We start from the raw sequence: 18487 nt of genomic DNA, 5'->3' as shown, positions 1-18487 counted from the left end.
ATTTAAATTTTTAGAAACGGAGACGGTGGATAACTCTGGGTGGGCGACCGGCGACCCGACCCCGCTCGACTCGAACGCCGTCGGGTATCGCCGGCGTTCGATCCCGGGACGAATCCCCAAACGCTAAGGTATCAATCGCGCTACCTTCTGCCGTGGACAGCGATACCGTACGGCCCGTCGTCCTGGCGCTGTTGTGTGTCCTCGCTATCGGCGTGGCGGCCGCGACGCTGAACTCGGCGGTTCGGACCGACGCCGGCGGCGGGTTCGGCGTCGGATCGCCGGCGTCGGACGCGGGGTCGCCCGGCGGCGCCGACCCCGAGTTCAGCCTCGGGAACGGATCGGCGGGCGCGGGGCTCGGGTTCGACTTCCCGTGTTACCCCATGTTGGTCGAACCGTGGGCGGTCGGGCTGATCGTCGCGGCGTTCGCGCTCGGGGGGTATCTCGCGTACCGTCGGCTCGGCGGGATCGGGGTCGTGGCATACGCCCTTCCGGTCGGAATCCCGCTCGTGCTGGCCCACGCGTTGCTCACCGCGTGTCTCTCGCCGTCGACTTCCGAGTCCGAGAGCCTGCTCCCGGGCGGGGCCGGTAACATCTCGTTGCCCGGCGGCGGGAGCGGCGTGCCGGGGTCGGGGTCGGGGACGACTCTGACCGACCCCTCGGTGTTACTTCTGGTCGGACTCGGCCTCGCGCTCGCGGGAGCGGTCGCGCTACTGGTCGTCTCGTCGAGCGGCGACGACGCCGACCCCGACGAGTCGGTCGCCGGCCCCGAGACCCGAGAGGACGTCGCCGCGGTGGGCCGGGCGGCCGGCGCGGCCGCCGACCGCATCGAGGACGCGACCGACGTCGACAACGAGGTCTACCGGGCGTGGCGCGAGATGACCAGCCATCTCGACGTGGCCAACCCCGACTCCAGCACGCCCGCCGAGTTCGCGGCGGCCGCGGTCGAGGCGGGCATCGATCGGGAGGACGTAGAGGAACTCACCGCGCTGTTCGAGGAAGTCCGGTACGGTGGCGAGTCGCCGACCGACGACCGCGAGCGCCGGGCGCTGGACGCGCTCCGAAGCGTCGAGGAGTACGCCGACGACGGAGGGCCCGGTCGATGACCGATCACCCGATTCTCACCGCGGTCGGCGTGGGGGCGGTCGGACTCGGCGTCCTGCTGGTCGTCCAGCCGGGGCTCGCGGCCGCCGTCGGCGCCGACTACGTGGCGGTCACCGTGGTCGGACTCCTTGCGGTCGTGCAGGCGGTCCGGGTCGTTCAGCGCCGCCGATCGACCGAGATCCGCGGCGCGGCGACGCCCGACGTCGAGACGGTAGAGACCGTGCCGACCCCGGGCGAGGCGTTCGACGACCGCGTGGCGGGGCTCGGGGCGGGCGCCCGCCGGACCACGGTCCGCGAGCGAGAGGACATCCGCGAGCATCTCACCGAGACCGCGGTGACGGCGGTCGCCCACGCCCGCAACTGCTCGCCGGCGACCGCCCGCGAACGGATCGAGGCCGGCGAGTGGACCGACGACCGGTACGCCGCGGCGTTTCTCGCCGGCCCGGACGGACCCCGCCTGCCGTTCCGGTCGAAGCTCCGGTTCGTCGCCGGCTCGGAGTCGCTTCGCCAACACCAGATGCGTCGCACCGCCGACGCCGTCGCTCGGGTGGCCGGGGTCGGCGACGACGCCGACGCGCGGGAGGGGTCGCGATGAGCGACCGCGACGACGACCGGAGCCGGACGATCCGGACGACGAACCGCTGGCGCGGCGTCAGTGCGGTCGCGTTTCTGGCGGGCGGGCTGGGCGTGCTGTTCAGCAGTCCCGTCGTCCTGCTGTCGGGCGTGGTCGGGGTCGCGTTCGCGGCCTACGCCCGGACCGCGAGCCCGCCGGCGGTCGCCCTCGAGGTGACCCGCGCGGTGAGCGACGACCAACCCCTGCCGGGCGAGGAGGTGACGGTGCACCTGACCGTCGAGAACGTCGGCGACGCGACGCTCCCGGACCTCCGGCTGGTCGACGGCGTTCCGGACGCGCTCGGGGTCGTCGACGGCTCGCCCCGGCTCGGGACCGCGCTCCGCCCCGGCAAGACCGCCCGGCTCACCTACGCCGTGACCGCCGAACGCGGCGACCACGCCTTCGACCCCGTCTCGGTGGTCGCCCGGGACTTCAGCGGGGCGACCGAGGTCGAGACCCAAATCGAGTGCGAGACCACGCTCACCTGCGTGCCGAAGCTCGGCACCACGGTCGACGTGCCCCTGCGGGCCCAGACCACCCAGTACACCGGTCGGGTCACCACCGACTCGGGCGGCTCCGGCGTCGAGTTCCACGCCACCCGGGAGTACCGCCGGGGCGACCCCCTCTCGCGGGTCGACTGGAACCGGCTCGCACGGACGGGCGATCTCACGACGATCGACTTCCGGGAGGAACGGGCCGCCAGCGTGGTGGTGGTCGTCGACGCCCGCGAGGAGGCCTACTGCTCGGCGCCGGGCGACGACCGGAACGCGGTCCAGTACGGCGTCGACGCCGCCGGCAAGGCGCTGACCAAGCTCCTCGACGCGGGCAACCGGGCGGGGCTGGCGTCGTTCGGCCCCGAGACGTGCTGGCTCGCGCCGGGCGCGGGCCACGATCATCAGGCCCGGGCCCGGGACCTGCTGGCGACCCACCCGGCGTTCGGGCCGGTGCCCGCCGGCGGCACCTTCTACCCGACGAGCCGGCTGAAGTGGCTCCGCAAGCGGCTCCCGCCCTCCTCGCAGGTCCTGTTCGTCACGCCGCTGTGCGACGACTTCGCCGGCGAGGTCGCCCGCCGGCTCGACGCCGAGGGCCACCTCGTGACCGTCCTCAGCCCCGACCCCACCGCGACCGAGACGCCGGGCCAGCGCCTCGCCCGGACCCGGCGCGCCCACCGGCTCACGGGGCTCCGGGAGGCCGGAATCCGCGCCATCGACTGGTCGCTCGACGACCGACTCGGCGTAGCGCTCGAACGGTCGGCTCGGAGGTGGACCGCGTGACCCGCGAGATCGACCGGTCGCCGGCGGTGCTGTCGTCGGCGCTGGCGGCTTCGGCGGCGGCGATCTCGGCGGGGGCGAGCGCGCTCACCTCGACGATCGGGCTCGGGTTCGGCGCGGCCGGGTTCGTCCTCGTCGCGATCGGTCTCGCCCGGGGCTGGCGGCGCGCTGTCGGGCTGGGCGCGAGCGGCCTGCTCGTCGGCGCGCTCGCCGGCGGCGTCCTGACCGGGGCGCCGTTCTTGCTGTTGCCGGGTGTCATCGCCGCGGTGCTCGCGTGGGACTTCGGCGAGCAGGCGATCAACGTCGGCGAGCAACTGGGCCGGGCGGCCGACACCGCCCAACTGGAGGCGACCCACGCCGCCGCCAGCACGGTCGTCGGCGCGGGCGCCGGCGGACTGGGGTACGCGATCTACCTCGGGTCGTCGGGCGGCCAGCCCGTGACGGCGCTGGTGTTCCTGTTGCTCGGGGCGGTCGCGCTGACCTCGGCGCTTCGGGCCTAAGGCCGCGTTTCGCGCCGAACCCGTCGGAGCTGGCGTTCGACCCGGCGAGCCGCGTCCTCGGCGTTCGGATCGAGGTCGCGGAGGTCGGCGTCGGCGCTCTCCTCGCCGCCTTCGTCCTCGCGGTCGGGTCGCGCGGTGTCGTCGGTCTCTCGCGTCTCGGAATCCGTCTCGCGGTCGTCGTCCATACCCGTCAGTGTCCGGCGCTCCGAAATAAAGGCGAGCCAACCGCGGTGAAAGTGAAACGGTCCTACGCGCGCTGTTCGACCGTCGGGACGGCCACCTCGTCGAGGACGCGGTCGACGATCGCGGCTTTCTCGACGCCGTTGACCTTCGCGTCGGGCGTCAGCACCACGCGGTGGGCCAACACCGGCTGTGCAACGCGCTTGATGTCGTCGGGCGTGACGAACTCCCGGCCCTCCAGGACGGCCCGGGCGCGGGCGGCCTCGAACAGCCGCTGGGTCCCGCGGGGCGAGACGCCGACCTCGACCCGGCGGTCCTCGCGGGTCGCGCGGGCCACGTCGGCGACGTACTCCAGCAGGTCGTCGTCGACGCGCACCGTCTCGGGCACCTCCCGGAGGTCGGTCACCAACTTCTCGTCGAGCACGGTGCCGATCGAGGGGCTCTGGGCGCTCCGGCCGGCCCGCCGCCGGAGGAGTTCGTACTCGCCGTCGGCGTCGGGGTAGCCGATCGAGGACTTGACCGCGAACCGGTCGACCTGCGCCTCGGGCAGGGGGAAGGTGCCCTCCTGCTCGACGGGGTTCTGTGTCGCGATCACGAAGAACGGCCGGGGGAGCTCGTGGGTGTCGCCGTCGACGGTGACCTGCGCCTCCTCCATGGCTTCGAGGAGCGCGGCCTGGGTCTTGGGCGGCGCGCGGTTGATCTCGTCGGCCAGCACCACGTTCGCGAAGATCGGCCCCTCGTTGAACTCGAAGTCGCGGGTCTCCTCGTTGAAGACGTGGGTGCCGGTCACGTCGGCCGGGAGGAGGTCGGGGGTGAACTGCACGCGCGAAAACGAGAGCCCGAGCGCCGACGCGAAGCTCCGGGCGGTCAGGGTCTTGCCCGTGCCGGGCACGTCCTCCAGCAGGACGTGGCCGCTCGACAGCACGCCCAACAGTACGGTTTCGAGGAACTCCCGGTCGGCGATGACCGCGCCGCCGATCGCGTCGAGGACCGACTCACACCGCTCGCTCGCCTCGGTTACGTCCATACGCTACCCCGGCGTGCCACTCGCTTGAATGTGACGGTCGGTTGAAGGATGGGCGCGGAATCGAAACCACTAAGTCCGAGACGGCGGTACGTCGAGACGAGCCGAGGTAGCCTAGCCCGGCCAAGGCGGTTGCTTCGAGAGCAACTGTCCTCACGGACACAGGAGTTCAAATCTCCTCCTCGGCGCTTCTTCGTTCCCACACCGGCGAGCCGCGGCTGTTCAGAACAGCAACATGAAGTTGTGGACTCCGAGAAAGCCGTACCACACTCCCGCCGAGGCGTAGGTCACGACCCGGAACGCCGCGGGGTAGTCGTCGGGGGCCCACCCCTCGGGGACGATTCGAGCCACCACCTCGGCGCTCTCGGCCAGTAGCGCCACGCCCCCGACCGCGATGACGACGGTGACGAGCACCCCGGGCACCATCCCGAGTTCCTGCATCAGCGTCCGGGTGACGTACATCGACTCGTAGACGTCGTCGCGCAGTGACAGGACCGTCACCGTGCTGACCGCGTCGAGCGCCTTGCCGGCGATCAACACCACCAGTAGCGCGGCGCGGCTCGCGCCCACGCCGTAGCGACCGCCGGCCACACCGATCTCCGAGACCGAACTGTTCGACACGACCCAGCCGACGCCACAGCCGTCCTTTGTTATGCGGCGCGCAAACTCGCGGTAACCGCGGTCAAGCCCGAATCAGGCGAGGGTTGGGACGGCCTGCTCGCGAGTAACGGCCCGATACTCGGTCGCGACGGCACCACCGAGTCAGCCGTTCAGCCGCCAGATTTCGTAGTTCAGCGCGGTCGCGTACCCCACCCACAGCAGGTACGGAGCCAGGAGCGCCGCGGCCCGGCGGTCGATCCGGGCGAACGCCGCCATCGTCGCGAGGATGGTGGCAACGAGCGCGACGATGACGACCAGCCCGCCGAGGAGTTCGCGGGCGCCGAAGAAGGTGAGCGTCCACGCCGCGTTGAGGACCAACTGGACGGCGAACGCCCCGAGCGCGATCCGGCGGCGCCGACCCGTCCCGCCACGCCACGCCAGATACAGCGCCACGCCCATCAGGAGGTAGAGGACGGTCCACACCGGGCCGAACACCCAGCTCGGCGGTGTGAACGCCGGCTTGGCGAGCGTCGGGTACCACGTCGCCACGTCGTCGGCGGTCAGGAGCGAGGGCACGACGCCCGCGAGCTCGCAGACGAGGACGCTCGCCGCCAGCGCGAGCCACTCGACGGATCGCCCGCCCGGCGTCGATCGTAGCCTGTCGAGAACGCTCATACGCGTCCTACGCGCCGGTGACCCAAAAAGAAGGGGAACCGCTCAGTCGTCTGCGACCGCGGGGCCGGCCTCGCCGTCGGGCGCGGCCGCGAGCAGTCGGTCCAGCGCGTCGACCATCGCGGTGACGCTCGCGCGGGTGATGTCGCCGTCGCTGGCCCGGACGGTCACCGTGCGGTCGCCCCGGCTCATCTCGACCTCGACGGTGACGACCGCGTCGGTCCCGCCCGTGATCGCGTCGACGTGGTACGATTCGAGGCTGGCGTCGGCCATCGACCCGACCGCCTCCCGGACCGCGGCGACCGCGGCGTCGACGGGGCCGTCGCCGGTGCCGGAGGCGACCCGCTCGTCGCCGTCGACGACGAGTCGGACGCTCGCGGTCGGGAGCGGACCGCCGCTCGTGGCTGTGAGTTCCCGGAGCTCGATTCGCCGGTCGCGGTCCCGTCCCTGCACGTCCTCGGCGATGGCGAGCAGGTCGGCGTCGGTCACGCGCTTGCCCCGCTCGGCGAGCCGCTGGACCCGGGCGACAACCGCGCCGAGCTCGTCGTCGTCGACTTCGACGCCGTGCTCGGCGAGCGCGGCCTTCGCGCCCGCCCGACCGGTGTGCTTGCCGAGCACGAGCCGGCGCTCGCGGCCCACCCTCTCGGGCGGGTACGGCTCGTACATCCGCTCGTCTTTGAGCGTGCCGTCGGTGTGGATGCCCGACTCGTGGGCGAACGCGTTCTCGCCGACGACCGCCTTGTTCGGCGCGAGCGCGACGCCGGTCGCGTCCGCGACCACGCGCGCGAGGTCGTAGAGTCGAGTCGTGTCCGCGGTCTCGACTCCGTAGCAGTGGTCGAGCGCGATCGCGACCTCTTCGAGGGCGACGTTGCCCGCCCGCTCGCCGACGCCGTTGACCGTGGCGTGGACGAGGTCGGCGCCCGCCGCGAGGCTCGCGAGGGCGTTGGTCACCGCGAGCCCGAGGTCGTCGTGGGTGTGGGTGCTGGTCGGGCCCAGTTCGGCGAGCCGCGAGACCGCCTCGTAGGTGCGCTCGGGACCTGCGTGGCCCACCGTGTCGCAGAAACACACCCGGTCGGCGCCGGCGTCCAGAGCTTCGGCCATCAGGGTTTCGAGGAAGTCGAGGTCGGCCCGCGAGCCGTCCTCGCCGAGCACCTCGACCCACAGGCCGTGGTCGCGGGCGTAGGCCACGAGGTCGGCGGTCGTCTCGACCACCTCCTCGCGGGTCGTCCCGACCTTCCCCTCGACGTGGCGGTCGCTGGCCGGCACCACGATGCCGACCCCGTCGACGTCGCAGTCGAGCGCGAGGTCGACGTCGTCGCGGACCCCGCGGGCGAAGCTGGTGATCTTAGCGTCGAGGTCCCGGTCGGTCACCCGACGGATCGCCTCGCGCTCGCCCTCGCCGGTGCAGGCGCTCCCGGCCTCGATGACCGAGACGCCCGCCGCGTCGAGCGCCGCGGCTATCTCGGCTTTCTCCTCGGGCGCCAGCGAGATGCCCGGTGCCTGCTCGCCGTCGCGAAGCGTCGTATCTAACAGCTGTACGTCCCGGTCTGAGAGAGGTGTGCTATTCGGGAAGCCCCCGAATAAAACGTTCACGGGTCATGCGAAACCACGACAGGGGCTCGGAGCCCGACCGGCTTAAGGGGGCCTTTGTGACAGGCGGGTCTGTCGGACCTACGAGTCGAGCCCAACCGCATCGCCGACAGCCACGCCGTCGGCGGCGCCGGCCGGGAGTTCGACCAGCGTGTCGGCCTCGGCTTCGGCCAGCCCGGTCCACGCCGAGAGGCGCTCTTTGTGCCGGACTTCCCCGTCCCGGAGCCACAGCACGTCGAGCCCGAACGGCACGAACACCATGTGGACGTCCCGGGTCCCGACGCCGTCGAACCGGAAGACCAGCGCGTAGTCGTCGGGAATCGACCGCCTGAACATCAGGCCCTTCGCCCGCGAGAGGAACGAATCGGCCGTCTCCACGTCGGTAGCGAGGGTCTGTCGCTCGCCGCCCGACTCGTGTATCAGTTCCACGGGCCGAGGTGTTCGCGGCGCGAGCAAAAGCGTTGCGCTGGCGCGTCGCTACACATTTTTATCCGTAGACCCCCGAGTGGCGGGCGTGAAAGAGACGCCCTCGGGGACGCCCGTCGGCGTGGACGATCCCTACGACCACGCCGGGCTCTGTGACCATCTCACCGACGAGGGAAAGTGCCGGTACGCCTTCGAACACCCCGAACGGGATCCGGCGTTCGCCCGCGAGCGCCGCGAGGACGACCTGCGGTGTCCGGCGGTCCCCGACGGCGACTGGGAGTCGTGTCCCCACTACCGGTGTCGGAACCGCGATCGAGCGTGCGTCCGGTGTGGGTTGGGAGAACGCCGGATGGCCCACTCCGACGAGCGCCCCCTGCTCGAAGAACACCACCTCTCGTACGCGGACGAGGCCGGGACCCTGAGCCACGAGATCACGGTGTACCTCTGTCGGTGGTGTCACGCCAAAGTCCACGACTCGTGGGCGCGGATCGACGACGACGCGAACCCCGACCCCGAGGCGATCGCCGAGAAGGAGGGCCGCCGGTCGCGCGAGCGGTCCGAGACCGCGTTCGAATCGGCGGCCGAGCGGTTCGACCGCGACGGCGAGTGATCGCGCGCCGTCGAGTGACCTTCGGTGTCTACTGCTCGGGCGCGCTCGTCGACGACTCGCTCGGCTCCTCGCGCTCGACCCGGAAGTCCTCCAGCATCTCCATCAGTTCGTCGGCCTGCCGCGCGAGGTGGTCGGCGCTGTCGGTGACCTCCGAGACCGCGTCGGACTGCTGTTCGGTCGCGGCCGCGACCTGCTCGGCCTCGTCGGCCGACTCCTCGCTGAGCCGGGTCACGTCGTCCATCATGCTCACGACCTCCTCGGTCGAACTGGCCTGCTCGTCGGTCGCGGAGTTGATCTGCTGGATGCCGACCGCGGTCTCCTCGACGTTCTCGACGATGGCCTTCAGCGACTCCTGGGCCTCGTCGACCGTCTCGACGCCGGCCGAGACCTGCGATTGGGTCTGGCGGATGTCGTCGACCGCGTCGTCGGTCTCGGCCTGAATCTCCGCGATCTGATCTTCGATCTGGTCGACGGCCTCCTTCGACTCCTCGGCCAGCGCCTTGATCTCGTTGGCGACCACTTCGAAGCCGTCGCTCGACCCGTCGGCGGCCGCCGCCTCGATGTTGGCGTTCAACGCGAGCAGGTTGGTCTGGTCGGCGATGTCCCGGATCAGATCGACGATCTCGCCGATCTGGTCCATCTCGGACTGGAGCCCGTCGATCTGTTCGACGGTCGCTTCGGTCTCGGTCTCGATCTCGTTCATCATCTCGATCGCCTCGTTGGCGGCCTCGCGGCCGTCCTCGCCGAGCGCTTCGGTGTTCTCGGCGGCCTTGGCGACCTCGTCGGCGGAGGCGGCGACCTCCTGGATAGTGGCCGAGAGGGTGTTGACCTCGTTCGACGTGGTGTCGAGGTTCTCCTGTTGCTCGCGGGCGGCCTCCGAGAGCTGCTGGCTCGCCCGAGAGACCTGCTGGCTGGTGTCGGCGATGTCCTCGGTCCGGGCTGTCACCTGTTCGCTCGCGCTGGCGACGCTCCCGGCGAAGCTCCGGACCTCCTCGACGGTGGCCTCGAGTTCGGTCATCATCTCGTTGAACTCCCGAGCGATCTGGGCCATCGCCTCGCTGTCGCTGTCGGTGTCCATCCGCCGGGTGAGGTCGCCGTCGGCGGCCGCCTCCATCACCTCGCCGAACTCCCCGGCTTTCTGGACCAGCGCCTCGTTGAGCGCCTCGGCCTCCTGTTTCGCGCCCTCGGCCTCGTCGCGGGCGCGTTCGATGTCGGTGACCATCGTTTCGAGGTTCCCCTGCATCCGGTCGAGCGCGTCGCCGAAGGTGCCGGGCACGTCCTCGTCGAGCACCGGATCGTCGAAGTTCTGGTCGGCGAGCGCGCCCGCCTGATCGGCCACCGTGTTGAGATACGTCCGCATCGCCGCGAACGCGTGGATGAGCGACCCGAGCTCGTCCTCCCGGCGCGTCTCGGGGAGGTCGACGTCGAGCTCGCCGCGTGCGATGGCGTCGGCCTTCTCCGAGAGGACGTCGAGCTCCCGGCCGGTCCGGCGACCGATGGTGAGCCCGACAAGCCCCAGTCCGACGAGCATCACGACCAGCAGACCCCCGATGTTCCGGGTCACCTGCGTCTGGAGGCCGTAGGCCTGCTGTTTCGGGACGTGGTAGGCCAGCACCCAGTCGGTCCCGACGACCGGGGCCGAGGCCATCACGTAGCTGCCCGACTCCATCCCGGTCTGTGCGGAGATCGTCTCGAACGCGCTCTCGCCGTTCATCCCCGTCGCGACGGCCGCTGGGAGTTCGCCGTCGGCGTACGGGTCGAGGATGTTCGCGTTCCGGTTGTCGAAGACGATGGTGCCGTCGGCGTCGACCACCTTGATGTCGCCGGTGGCGATCGGGGAGCTGAATCCGAGCGAGCGCTTCTCCAGAGAGGTCGTCAGCACGATCGCCCGATCGGCGTTGACCGGAGTGACGAACGCCACGACCGGCCCGGCGTCGGTCTCGTAGGGCTCGGACATTCGAACGGTCCCCTGTTCGAGGTCGGTGAGGTTGTTCGCCCAGGGAGTCTCGCCCGCGACGCTGGTCTCGATCTTCCCGTCGTCGGTGCTCGCCATGATCGTCCCGCGGTTTCGGCCGATGTAGTGTATCGACTCGACGTCGGCGGGCACCTCGACAAGTTTCCGTTCGAGGTTGGCCTGGATCTTGGCGGTGTCGCCCGCGGTGATCGACGTCGCGATGAACGACGCGGTCGTCTTCCTGTTGTTCACCCAGTTCTGGATCGCTGTCGCCTCCCGCTGGGCGATACCGGTGATTTCGGCCTCGGTGTCGTCTCGAACGAGCCCCTGCGTGTCGAAGTGGGTGAAGACGCCGATGGCGCCGACGAGCACGATCACGAGCACCAACACGAGGTTGAACTTCGCGGCGTAGCTCCGCCGGATCGCGCTGGGGAGCCGGCGTTCGAGCCAGCCCGACGCCCGACCCAGCCGCTCGCGGAGCCCGGAGTCGTCGTCACTCATCGTCTCCCCCCTCGAAGAACGAGGTCTTCACGAGCTCGCGGTTCCTCACGGACCCGCGGTACACCTCCCGGATCAGGTACGGACTGAGCGGTTCGAGGTCGGCGTTCAGATCGACGCTCCCCGAAGCGCCCTCGTAGTTGATCTCCCGGCCGGCGTCGAGCAGTTTTCGGGCGCGGTCGAACTCCCCGACCGTCACGGTGTGGCCCCGACCGCCCGACACCGCCTGGAGGTTGTTCGCGATCGCCTCGGGCGTCGCCTCGCCGGCTCGCTCGATCGCGAGCGCCTGCAGGAACAGCGCGTCGTATGCGTGTTGGGTGTACGGCGCCAGCGGCGCGATGTCTTCGAGTCGCTGGGCGAGCTTCTGGGCGCCGTTCGACTGCTGGGACATCACCGTCGCGTCGTACACGTTCGTGTAGAGGTTAGGGAGCGCGTCGGGGACCAGCCCGGCGCTCAGCACCCACTCGCCGTCGTAGTCGCTGTTGAGCCCGCGAGTGAGCACGTCTTTCGTGCTCCCGGGCGACCCCACCACGGCGACCCCGTCCGGATCGTCGGCCAGTAGCGTCGAGATGGTGTCGTCGTACGACGCCGCCCCCGACTCGAACGGGACCTCCGCGATCACGTCGGCGTCGACGGCCGCCGTGACCTCGGTGACCAGACTGTTGCCGAACGCGTCGTCGAGGTAGAGGACGGCGACGTCGTCGGCGCCGACGTACTTGGGATCGTCGAGGACCTTCGCCATCACGGACGCCTGCTGGATGTCGTTGGGCGCGGTCCGACCGACGTACTTGGTGTCCTCGCGGTACCCCCGGTCGGCGAGCCCCGGGGCCGTGCTCGACTGGCTCACCTGCGCGATCGGGTCGTCGGCGATGTGTTCGGCGAGCGCGAGCGAGACGCCGCTCACGAGGCCGCCGACGAACCCGACGGCGTTCTCGTCTTGGAGCGCCTCGCACCGTTCGACCGCGGCCTCGGGGCTCACCTCGCTGTCGCGGGCCAGTAGCTCGACGTCTCGCCCCAGCGGCCCGCCGCCGGCTCGGACGTCTTCGACGGCCTGCTCGACGGCCCGGCGGTGGTGCGTGCCGAGGACTTCGAGGGGCCCCTCCGCAGACAGCGGGAAGATCGTTCCGAACCGCACGGCGGACTCCGAGCCCCGGACCTCCCCGAGACAGCCCGAGAGCGAGCCGGCGCCGACGAGAGCGGCGCCGCCCCGCCTGAGGACGGATCGTCGTGAGTACCCAGTGGACATGGAGATGAGTCGAAAAGACCACCTAATAAAGATTTGGACGGGATTATCAGATATAAAAATCCGCTCTCGACGCTCGAAACGGGCGATACCTCCAATATCACTGTCACGACACGACGCGGGGGCGTCGGTCACAAAAAGTCGTTTGAGGCCCGCTCGCCCCGACTCGGAACTCATTTATAAGAGACGATGGCCGGGGAGTACGATCCAGCGAGGTCGACGCGACGCGACCCGCGCACGAAACACCGAAATCGGCGGCTTTTACACCCGTCGCGACGGACCGAACAGTATGAGCCACGACGACTTCCCGACGGACCGGCCGGCGGTGGTGACCTGCGGACTGCCGTACGCCAACGGCGACCTGCACATCGGCCACCTCCGGACGTACGTCAGCGGCGACGCGTACGCCCGCGCGCTGGAGACGCTCGGTCAGGAGACCGCGTTCGTCTCCGGATCGGACATGCACGGCACCCCAGTCGCGGTCAACGCCGAGAAGGAAGGCGTCTCCCCCGAGGAGTTCGCCCTCGACCACCACGAGACGTACGCCGGGACGTTCCCGAAGTTCAACGTCGAGTTCGACAACTACGGCCACACGCACGAACCGACCAACACCGAACTCACCCGGGAGATCGTCCGCACGCTCGACGAGGCGGGCCACGTCTACGAGAAGGAGATACAGGTCGCCTACGACCCCACCGACGACCAGTGGCTCCCCGACCGGTATGTCGAGGGCACCTGCCCCTACTGCGGGGAGCAGGCCCGCGGCGACGAGTGCGACGAGGGGTGTGGCCGCCACCTCGAACCCGGCGAGATCGAGGACCCGGTCTCGGCCATCTCGGGCAACCCCGCCGAGTACCGCGAGCGGACCCACAAGTTCTTCCGGGTCTCGGAGTTCGAGGACTATCTCACGGGCTTTCTCGACCGGCTCGAAGGCACGAGCAACGCGAAAAACCAGCCCCGCGAGTGGATCGAGAACGGCCTCCAGGACTGGTGTATCACCCGAGACATGGACTGGGGCATCGACTACCCCGGCGAGGACGGCGACGATCTGGTCCTCTACGTCTGGGTCGACGCCCCCATCGAGTACGTCGCGTCCACGAAGCAGTACACCGAGCGGGTCGGCGCCGACACCTTCGACTGGGAGACCGTCTGGAAGGCGAACGCGCCCGACGCCGACGACCCGGCGGCCGCCGACGCCGAGACGTGGGCCGGTCGCGACACCGGCGAGATCGTCCACATCATCGGCCGGGACATCATCCAGCACCACACCGTGTTCTGGCCGTCGATGCTCCGGGCGGCGGGGTACAACGAACCGCGCGCGGTGATGGCGAGCGGCTTCGTCAACCTCGACGGCGCGGCGTTCTCGACCAGCCGCGACCGCGCGGTGTGGGCCGACGAGTACCTCGACGAAGGGTTCGACCCGGATCTCGTCCGGTACTACCTGACGACGACGGGCGGCTTCCAGCAGGACGTCGACTTCTCGTGGGAGAAGTTCCAAGAGCGGGTCAACGGCGAACTGGTGGGGACGCTGGGCAACTTCGCCTACCGGAGCCTGCTCTTTGCGGCCCGCAACTACGGCGGCACCCCCGACGCGACCACCTCCGAGGAGGTCGCGTCCCGTATCGAGGAGGCCGTCGAGGACTTTGAGGCCGCCGTCAACGACTACTCGCTCAAGCGGGCCGGCGACGCGGCGGTCGCGCTCGCCGGGTTCGGCAACGAGTACATCCAGCGCAACGAGCCGTGGAACCTCACCGACGACGACCCCGACCGGGCCGAGCAGGTCATCTACGACTGCGTGCAGGTGGCGAAGGCGGTCGCGGTGCTCGCGGCGCCCATCCTGCCCGGCAAGGCCCAGCGGCTCTGGGAGCAACTCGGCGAGGACGGGTCGGTCCACGACGCGAACCTCGAGGCCTGTCTCGAATCGCCGCCCGGCGACTTCGGCGAGCCCGACGAGCTGTTCGAGAAGATCGAAGACGACCGCGTCGAGGAACTCAGCGCCGAGATGGAAGCGAGCGCCGGCCCGGCCGACGACGGTGAGACCGACGGCGAGAGCGCCGACGACGCCGAGGACGAGCCCGCACCGGATCTCGAACCGATCGCCGACGACCGCATCAGCTTCGAGGACTTTCAGGACCTCGACATCCGCGTCGGCGAGATCGAGGCGGCCGAGCCGATCGAGGGGGCCGACGATCTGGCGCGCCTCGAAGTCGACATCGGCGTCGAGCGTCGCCAGATCGTCGCGGGCATCAAACAGCTCCACGACCTCGACGAGCTGGCGGGTACCCGTGCGGTCATCGTCGCGAACCTCGAAAAGGCCGAGCTGTTCGGCGTCGAGAGCAACGGCATGCTGTTGGCGGCGGGCGAGGACGCGGACATCCTGACGACCCACGGCGACAGCGCGCCGGGAACGAAAGTCCGGTAGCGTTCGGGCCCGTCGGGCTACGCGTCGTCGACGACGTGTGCCAGTTCGTCGGTGGGAATGATCTCCATCGTCTGGGAGTCGAGGCCGTGGCGGTCCAGCGCGAGCGCCGCCTGATAGGCCGCGTCGCGGTCGGGCGCGCTCAAGATCACGAGGAAGTCGTACTCTCCGAGGATGGCGTAGGTGTCTTTCAGCGTCGCGTCTCGATCTTCGAGATCGCTTCGGATGTCGCCCCAGACCGACGTGAGTTCCTGGGGGTTCTGGACGTCCTTGCTCACGTCGACCAGTGACGCGTACGTGTGCATATCTGTCTCATTCTTCGCAACGCAATAAAGTGGTTTGGGTAGATCGACTACTACACCCCGAGTTAATCACGAGCTTTTTTGTCCGAGGCGGCTTACCGGGGGCCATGAGAAACGCCAAGATCGTCTGCACGCTGGGGCCGGCCTCCGACTCCCAGCGCACGATTCGCGAGCTCGCGGACGCCGGGATGACGGTGGCCCGGCTGAACGCCAGCCACGGCTCGCGCGAGGACCGAGCCGAGCTCGTCGACCACGTCCGGGCGGTCGACGAGACCACCGAGAACCCGCTGGCGGTGATGCTCGACCTCCAGGGGCCGGAGATTCGGACCGCGCCCGTCGACGAGCCGGTCCACCTCGAAACCGGCTCGACGGTCCGGTTCGTGAAGGGCGAGGACGCGACGCCCGAGGAGGTCGGACTGAGCTACGCCATCGCCAACGTCGAACCCGGCGACACGGTGTTGCTCGACGACGGCCGGATCGAGACCACCGTCGAATCGGTCGAGGGCGACGCCGTCCACGCCCGCGTCGACAGCGGCGGGGAGCTCCAGAGCCGGAAGGGCGTCAACGTCCCCGGCGTGGAACTCGACCTCGACGTCGTGACCGAGAAAGACCGCCGAGACCTCGATCTCGCCGCCGAGAAGGGCGTCGACTTCGTCGCCGCGAGCTTCGTCCGGAGCGCCGCCGACGTCTACGAGGTCAGCGAGTACCTCGAAGACCACGACGCCGACATCCCCGTGGTCGCCAAGATCGAACGCCGCGGGGCGGTCGAGAACCTCGACGAGATCGTCGACGCCGCCTACGGCGTGATGGTCGCACGCGGGGATCTCGGTGTCGAGTGCCCGCTCGAAGACGTCCCGATGATCCAGAAACGCATCATCCGGACGTGCCAGCGGGCGGGGGTCCCGGTCATCACCGCGACCGAGATGCTCGACTCGATGGTCCACGCCCGCCGCCCGACCCGCGCGGAGGCCTCGGACGTGGCAAACGCCGTGCTCGACGGCACCGACGCGGTGATGCTGTCGGGCGAGACCGCGATCGGCGACGACCCGGTCCGGGTCGTCGAGACGATGGACCGCATCGTCCGGGAGGTCGAGAACTCCGCGGAGTACGACGAGAGCCGCGAACAGCGGGTCCCGCCGGCCGACGACGCCCGGACCGACGCGCTGGCGCGGTCGGCGCGGTTCCTCGCCCGCGACATCGGCGCCTCGGCCATCGTGGCCGCGAGCGAGTCCGGGTACACCGCGCTCAAGGTGGCGAAGTTCCGGCCCGCGATGCCGGTCGTCGCCAGCACGCCCACCGACGAGGTCCGGCGCCAGCTCGCGCTCTCGTGGGGGGTCAACGCCCAGTACACGCCCATGTCGGAGGGCGTCGACAACATCATCGAGGACGCGGTGCAGGCCGCACTCGACGCGGGGGTCGCCGAGAGCGGCGACACCGTGGTCGTGCTCTCGGGAATGATGTCTCAGCTCGAAGACACCAGTACCACGAACATGCTCAAAGTCCACGTCGCGGCCGAGACCATCGCCACGGGTCGGAGCGTCGTCCGCGGGCGGGTCGCCGCGCCGGTGTTCCGGACCGAGGACGGGGACCTCTCGGCGGCGCCCGACGGATCGTTGCTCGCGCTCGAACCCGGCTTCGACGGGGAGTTCGCCGGCGATCCCGCGAAGCTGGTCGGCATCGTGGACGCCCGGCCGGGCATGACGGGCTACCCCGCGATGGTGGCTCGCGAACTCGACGTTCCGATGATCAGCGGCGCGCCCCTCGACCCCGCGATCCGGGACGGCGACGTCGTGACCCTCGACGCCGAGCGGGGCGTGGTCTACGAGGGCGACATCAGCCTCGTCGACCGACCGTGAGCGGGGCGTGAGGAGGTCGCCAAGGCTTTGACGGTGGGTGCCGTATCGGGTCGTATGCCGGACTCCGACTCGGAGTGGAAGTACGAACTCGACGACGTCGGCGAGGACGCCGAAGCCGAGGCCGAGATCGAGGACTTCGATCTCTCGGTTCACCCGGGGTCGCCGTCGGCGGAGAACGCCTTTTTCGTCGCGCTCGGCGCTCTCACCATGCTCGCGCTGTTCGGTCGGCTCGTTCTGCTCGCGGTCTGATCCGTCGGCGCTCCGGTGGGAAAACGTTAACACGATATCACGAATAGCTTCGCGCGGACGAGACTCCTCGTCCGGTAATTCCCATGGAATTCGAACTCACCCACCGCCCGTCGTACGCTCATCTGGTCGCCGACCTCCGCGCAGGCGAGACGGTCCTCGCCGAACCCGGCGCGATGGTCAGCCACTCGCCGTCGGTGTCAGTCGAGACAACCTCGACCCGGGACGGCCTCCTCAGCTCCGCCAAGTCGATGCTCGGCGGCGAGTCGATGTTCGCCAACGAGTTCACCGCCGAGGGCGAGGCCGGCACCGTGACCCTCTCACCGCCCACCCCGGGCGACATCTACCACCACGAGCTGAACGACGAGACCCTCTATGCGGTCGACGGCGCGTATCTCGCGTCGAACCCGGACCTCGACATCGACTCGGAGTTCGGCGGCCTCAAGTCGATGCTGGCGGGCGCGAGCATCACGCCGCTGGCGCTCAGAGGGACCGGCGACGTGTTCATCGAGGCGTTCGGCGGCATCGAGACCGTCGAACTCGACCACGGCGAGTCGTACGTCGTCGACAACGAACACGTCCTCGCGTGGGAGAGCGGCGTCGAGTTCGACGCCCGTCGGGTCGGCGACCTCAAGTCGACGTTCCTGAGCGGGGAGGGGATCGTGATGGAGTTCACCGGCCCGGGAACGGTGTGGTACCAGACCCGCGGGCTCGACACGTTCACCGAGGCTATCGTCGGCGGGGTTCCGGACGACGGCGACGGCGGCGTCGACGTCGACGTGTTCTAGGCCGGCGGCCTCACTGCTCGCCGAACTCGAACTCGCTTGCGGTCTCCTCGCGCTTGAGTTCGGCGACCTTCCGGCGAGTCTCCTCGGTGTCGCGTTCGACGTCCGTGAGCCGGTCGTCGAGCACGCTCAGGATCTCGCTTTTGACCTTCTCGCTGTCGAAGCGCTCGCGCATCTGTTCGTCGACCGCCTCGGTGAACACCTTGAGGAAGGCGGCGACCGACCCGACCGCCCACACGACCGCGCCGAGCGCCGCGAGCGCGAGGCCGGGCGCGGCGGTGGCGGCGACCGACCCGAGCGCGGCGCCGCCGGCGAGCTGTTCGTAGGCGGTCCCGAGTCCGAGCACGGCGCCCGCGGCGACGAGGCCGCCACCGAGGACGGCGGCGACCGCCGAGAGCGCGACGTAGGTGAGCGCCCACCGAATCGAGCGTTTCGCGTCCATGAGCGATGCCACGAACCCCGGAACATAAAACCCACGCGTTTCGTATCGGCCGAATAACACGACCGCGCGTCCGACCGGGAGGGCGGCTCCGTCGTCCGATTTCCGAATCCGTATCGGTATCCGATTTCGAGTAAATATTACCGCGACGACACGGT

At 69.9% G+C, this 18487-nt stretch carries 19 protein-coding genes and 1 tRNA gene; 10 read left to right on the top strand and 10 right to left on the bottom strand.

From position 1 onward, the window contains the following. Positions 1–152: 152 nt before the first annotated feature. Genes EPY72_RS04895 through EPY72_RS04880 form a run of 4 tightly spaced genes read left to right on the top strand, consistent with a single transcriptional unit; the run spans position 153 to position 3485 of the window. Positions 153–1103, top strand: coding sequence for a DUF4129 domain-containing protein (locus EPY72_RS04895; RefSeq protein ID WP_135805740.1), 951 nt, complete (start codon positions 153–155; stop codon positions 1101–1103). After that, complete coding sequence (locus EPY72_RS04890; RefSeq protein WP_135805739.1) at positions 1100–1696, top strand: DUF7269 family protein; 597 nt, start codon at positions 1100–1102, stop codon at positions 1694–1696. Before EPY72_RS04895 ends, EPY72_RS04890 begins: the two co-directional genes overlap by 4 nt. Next, positions 1693–2988: a DUF58 domain-containing protein gene (locus EPY72_RS04885; protein WP_134669400.1), complete on the top strand. Its 1296-nt coding sequence runs from the start codon at positions 1693–1695 to the stop codon at positions 2986–2988. Before EPY72_RS04890 ends, EPY72_RS04885 begins: the two co-directional genes overlap by 4 nt. Next, positions 2985–3485 carry a DUF7519 family protein gene (locus EPY72_RS04880; RefSeq protein ID WP_244605525.1) on the top strand — a complete coding sequence of 167 codons (501 nt, stop codon included), beginning with the start codon at positions 2985–2987 and terminating at the stop codon, positions 3483–3485. The genes EPY72_RS04885 and EPY72_RS04880 overlap by 4 nt, the downstream gene beginning before the upstream one ends. On the opposite strand, the gene EPY72_RS04875 is transcribed toward EPY72_RS04880, so the two are convergent. After that, positions 3482–3670 carry a hypothetical protein gene (locus tag EPY72_RS04875; RefSeq protein WP_134669397.1) on the bottom strand — a complete coding sequence of 63 codons (189 nt, stop codon included), beginning with the start codon at positions 3668–3670 and terminating at the stop codon, positions 3482–3484. The genes EPY72_RS04880 and EPY72_RS04875 overlap by 4 nt on opposite strands. A gap of 62 nt (positions 3671–3732) precedes the next feature. Then, positions 3733–4692 (bottom strand): AAA family ATPase, encoded by a 960-nt coding sequence (locus EPY72_RS04870; RefSeq protein ID WP_134669395.1) that lies wholly within the window; start codon positions 4690–4692, stop codon positions 3733–3735. Between the two features lie 100 nt (positions 4693–4792). Here EPY72_RS04870 and EPY72_RS04865 point away from each other — a divergent pair. Further along, a tRNA-Ser gene (locus EPY72_RS04865) sits at positions 4793–4877 on the top strand. 34 nt (positions 4878–4911) lie between these two features. Here the strand turns inward: EPY72_RS04865 and EPY72_RS04860 are convergent. The 4 genes from EPY72_RS04860 to EPY72_RS04845 all read right to left on the bottom strand — a co-directional run bounded on the left by EPY72_RS04860 (position 4912) and on the right by EPY72_RS04845 (position 7980). Continuing rightward, the gene (locus tag EPY72_RS04860) at positions 4912–5310 is read right to left on the bottom strand and encodes a hypothetical protein (RefSeq protein ID WP_134669394.1); all 399 of its coding nucleotides are present in this window, start codon (positions 5308–5310) and stop codon (positions 4912–4914) included. A 141-nt stretch (positions 5311–5451) separates the two neighbouring features. Then, positions 5452–5964: a TspO/MBR family protein gene (locus EPY72_RS04855; RefSeq protein WP_134669392.1), complete on the bottom strand. Its 513-nt coding sequence runs from the start codon at positions 5962–5964 to the stop codon at positions 5452–5454. Between the two features lie 42 nt (positions 5965–6006). Next, positions 6007–7554 (bottom strand): 2-isopropylmalate synthase, encoded by a 1548-nt coding sequence (locus EPY72_RS04850; RefSeq protein WP_135805738.1) that lies wholly within the window; start codon positions 7552–7554, stop codon positions 6007–6009. A 78-nt stretch (positions 7555–7632) separates the two neighbouring features. Next, entirely contained in the window at positions 7633–7980 is a 348-nt protein-coding gene (locus EPY72_RS04845; RefSeq protein WP_135805737.1) for a DUF192 domain-containing protein, read from the bottom strand. An 85-nt stretch (positions 7981–8065) separates the two neighbouring features. Between EPY72_RS04845 and EPY72_RS04840 the strand changes: the two genes are divergently transcribed. Next, positions 8066–8587 carry a DUF7097 family protein gene (locus EPY72_RS04840; RefSeq protein ID WP_135805736.1) on the top strand — a complete coding sequence of 174 codons (522 nt, stop codon included), beginning with the start codon at positions 8066–8068 and terminating at the stop codon, positions 8585–8587. A 28-nt stretch (positions 8588–8615) separates the two neighbouring features. On the opposite strand, the gene EPY72_RS04835 is transcribed toward EPY72_RS04840, so the two are convergent. Then, complete coding sequence (locus EPY72_RS04835; RefSeq protein ID WP_134669387.1) at positions 8616–11042, bottom strand: methyl-accepting chemotaxis protein; 2427 nt, start codon at positions 11040–11042, stop codon at positions 8616–8618. After that, entirely contained in the window at positions 11035–12285 is a 1251-nt protein-coding gene (locus EPY72_RS04830) for an ABC transporter substrate-binding protein (protein ID WP_134669385.1), read from the bottom strand. The genes EPY72_RS04835 and EPY72_RS04830 overlap by 8 nt, the downstream gene beginning before the upstream one ends. Before the next feature lie 286 nt (positions 12286–12571). Between EPY72_RS04830 and metG the strand changes: the two genes are divergently transcribed. Continuing rightward, on the top strand, positions 12572–14704 hold the full coding sequence (gene metG / locus EPY72_RS04825; RefSeq protein ID WP_135805735.1) for a methionine--tRNA ligase: 2133 nt from the start codon (positions 12572–12574) through the stop codon (positions 14702–14704). A gap of 17 nt (positions 14705–14721) precedes the next feature. On the opposite strand, the gene EPY72_RS04820 is transcribed toward metG, so the two are convergent. Then, a complete protein-coding gene (locus EPY72_RS04820) occupies positions 14722–15006 on the bottom strand; it encodes a GYD domain-containing protein (protein WP_134669382.1) in 285 nt (94 codons plus the stop codon). Positions 15007–15110: 104 nt separating this feature from the next. On the opposite strand from EPY72_RS04820, the gene pyk reads away from it, so the two are divergent. From pyk to EPY72_RS04805, 3 genes are all read left to right on the top strand, one after another. Next, positions 15111–16859 carry a pyruvate kinase gene (gene pyk, locus EPY72_RS04815; protein ID WP_135805734.1) on the top strand — a complete coding sequence of 583 codons (1749 nt, stop codon included), beginning with the start codon at positions 15111–15113 and terminating at the stop codon, positions 16857–16859. Between the two features lie 54 nt (positions 16860–16913). Beyond that, positions 16914–17108 carry a DUF7312 domain-containing protein gene (locus tag EPY72_RS04810; protein WP_134669378.1) on the top strand — a complete coding sequence of 65 codons (195 nt, stop codon included), beginning with the start codon at positions 16914–16916 and terminating at the stop codon, positions 17106–17108. An 83-nt stretch (positions 17109–17191) separates the two neighbouring features. Next, entirely contained in the window at positions 17192–17893 is a 702-nt protein-coding gene (locus EPY72_RS04805; RefSeq protein WP_134669377.1) for a TIGR00266 family protein, read from the top strand. Between the two features lie 10 nt (positions 17894–17903). Here EPY72_RS04805 and EPY72_RS04800 read toward each other — a convergent pair whose 3' ends face one another. Next, positions 17904–18332, bottom strand: a complete 429-nt coding sequence (locus tag EPY72_RS04800) for a hypothetical protein (RefSeq protein WP_135805733.1) — start codon at positions 18330–18332, stop codon at positions 17904–17906. Positions 18333–18487 lie beyond the last annotated feature (155 nt).

The organism is Halorussus marinus (genome assembly GCF_004765795.1).
GTDB classification, from domain to species: Archaea; Halobacteriota; Halobacteria; order Halobacteriales; family Haladaptataceae; genus Halorussus; species Halorussus marinus.
The sequence above is the reverse complement of the archived record's forward strand: the minus strand, read 5'-3'. Positions and strand labels throughout refer to the sequence as shown.

Coding starts and splice junctions, on each gene's coding strand:
- EPY72_RS04890 (WP_135805739.1), top strand. CDS start 1,100: ATGACCGATCACCCGATTCTCACCGCGGTCGGCGTGGGGGCGGTCGGA.
- EPY72_RS04885 (WP_134669400.1), top strand. CDS start 1,693: ATGAGCGACCGCGACGACGACCGGAGCCGGACGATCCGGACGACGAAC.
- EPY72_RS04875 (WP_134669397.1), bottom strand. CDS start 3,670: ATGGACGACGACCGCGAGACGGATTCCGAGACGCGAGAGACCGACGAC.
- EPY72_RS04870 (WP_134669395.1), bottom strand. CDS start 4,692: ATGGACGTAACCGAGGCGAGCGAGCGGTGTGAGTCGGTCCTCGACGCG.
- EPY72_RS04855 (WP_134669392.1), bottom strand. CDS start 5,964: ATGAGCGTTCTCGACAGGCTACGATCGACGCCGGGCGGGCGATCCGTC.
- EPY72_RS04835 (WP_134669387.1), bottom strand. CDS start 11,042: ATGAGTGACGACGACTCCGGGCTCCGCGAGCGGCTGGGTCGGGCGTCG.
- EPY72_RS04830 (WP_134669385.1), bottom strand. CDS start 12,285: ATGTCCACTGGGTACTCACGACGATCCGTCCTCAGGCGGGGCGGCGCC.
- metG (WP_135805735.1), top strand. CDS start 12,572: ATGAGCCACGACGACTTCCCGACGGACCGGCCGGCGGTGGTGACCTGC.
- EPY72_RS04820 (WP_134669382.1), bottom strand. CDS start 15,006: ATGCACACGTACGCGTCACTGGTCGACGTGAGCAAGGACGTCCAGAAC.
- pyk (WP_135805734.1), top strand. CDS start 15,111: ATGAGAAACGCCAAGATCGTCTGCACGCTGGGGCCGGCCTCCGACTCC.
- EPY72_RS04810 (WP_134669378.1), top strand. CDS start 16,914: ATGCCGGACTCCGACTCGGAGTGGAAGTACGAACTCGACGACGTCGGC.
- EPY72_RS04805 (WP_134669377.1), top strand. CDS start 17,192: ATGGAATTCGAACTCACCCACCGCCCGTCGTACGCTCATCTGGTCGCC.
- EPY72_RS04800 (WP_135805733.1), bottom strand. CDS start 18,332: ATGGACGCGAAACGCTCGATTCGGTGGGCGCTCACCTACGTCGCGCTC.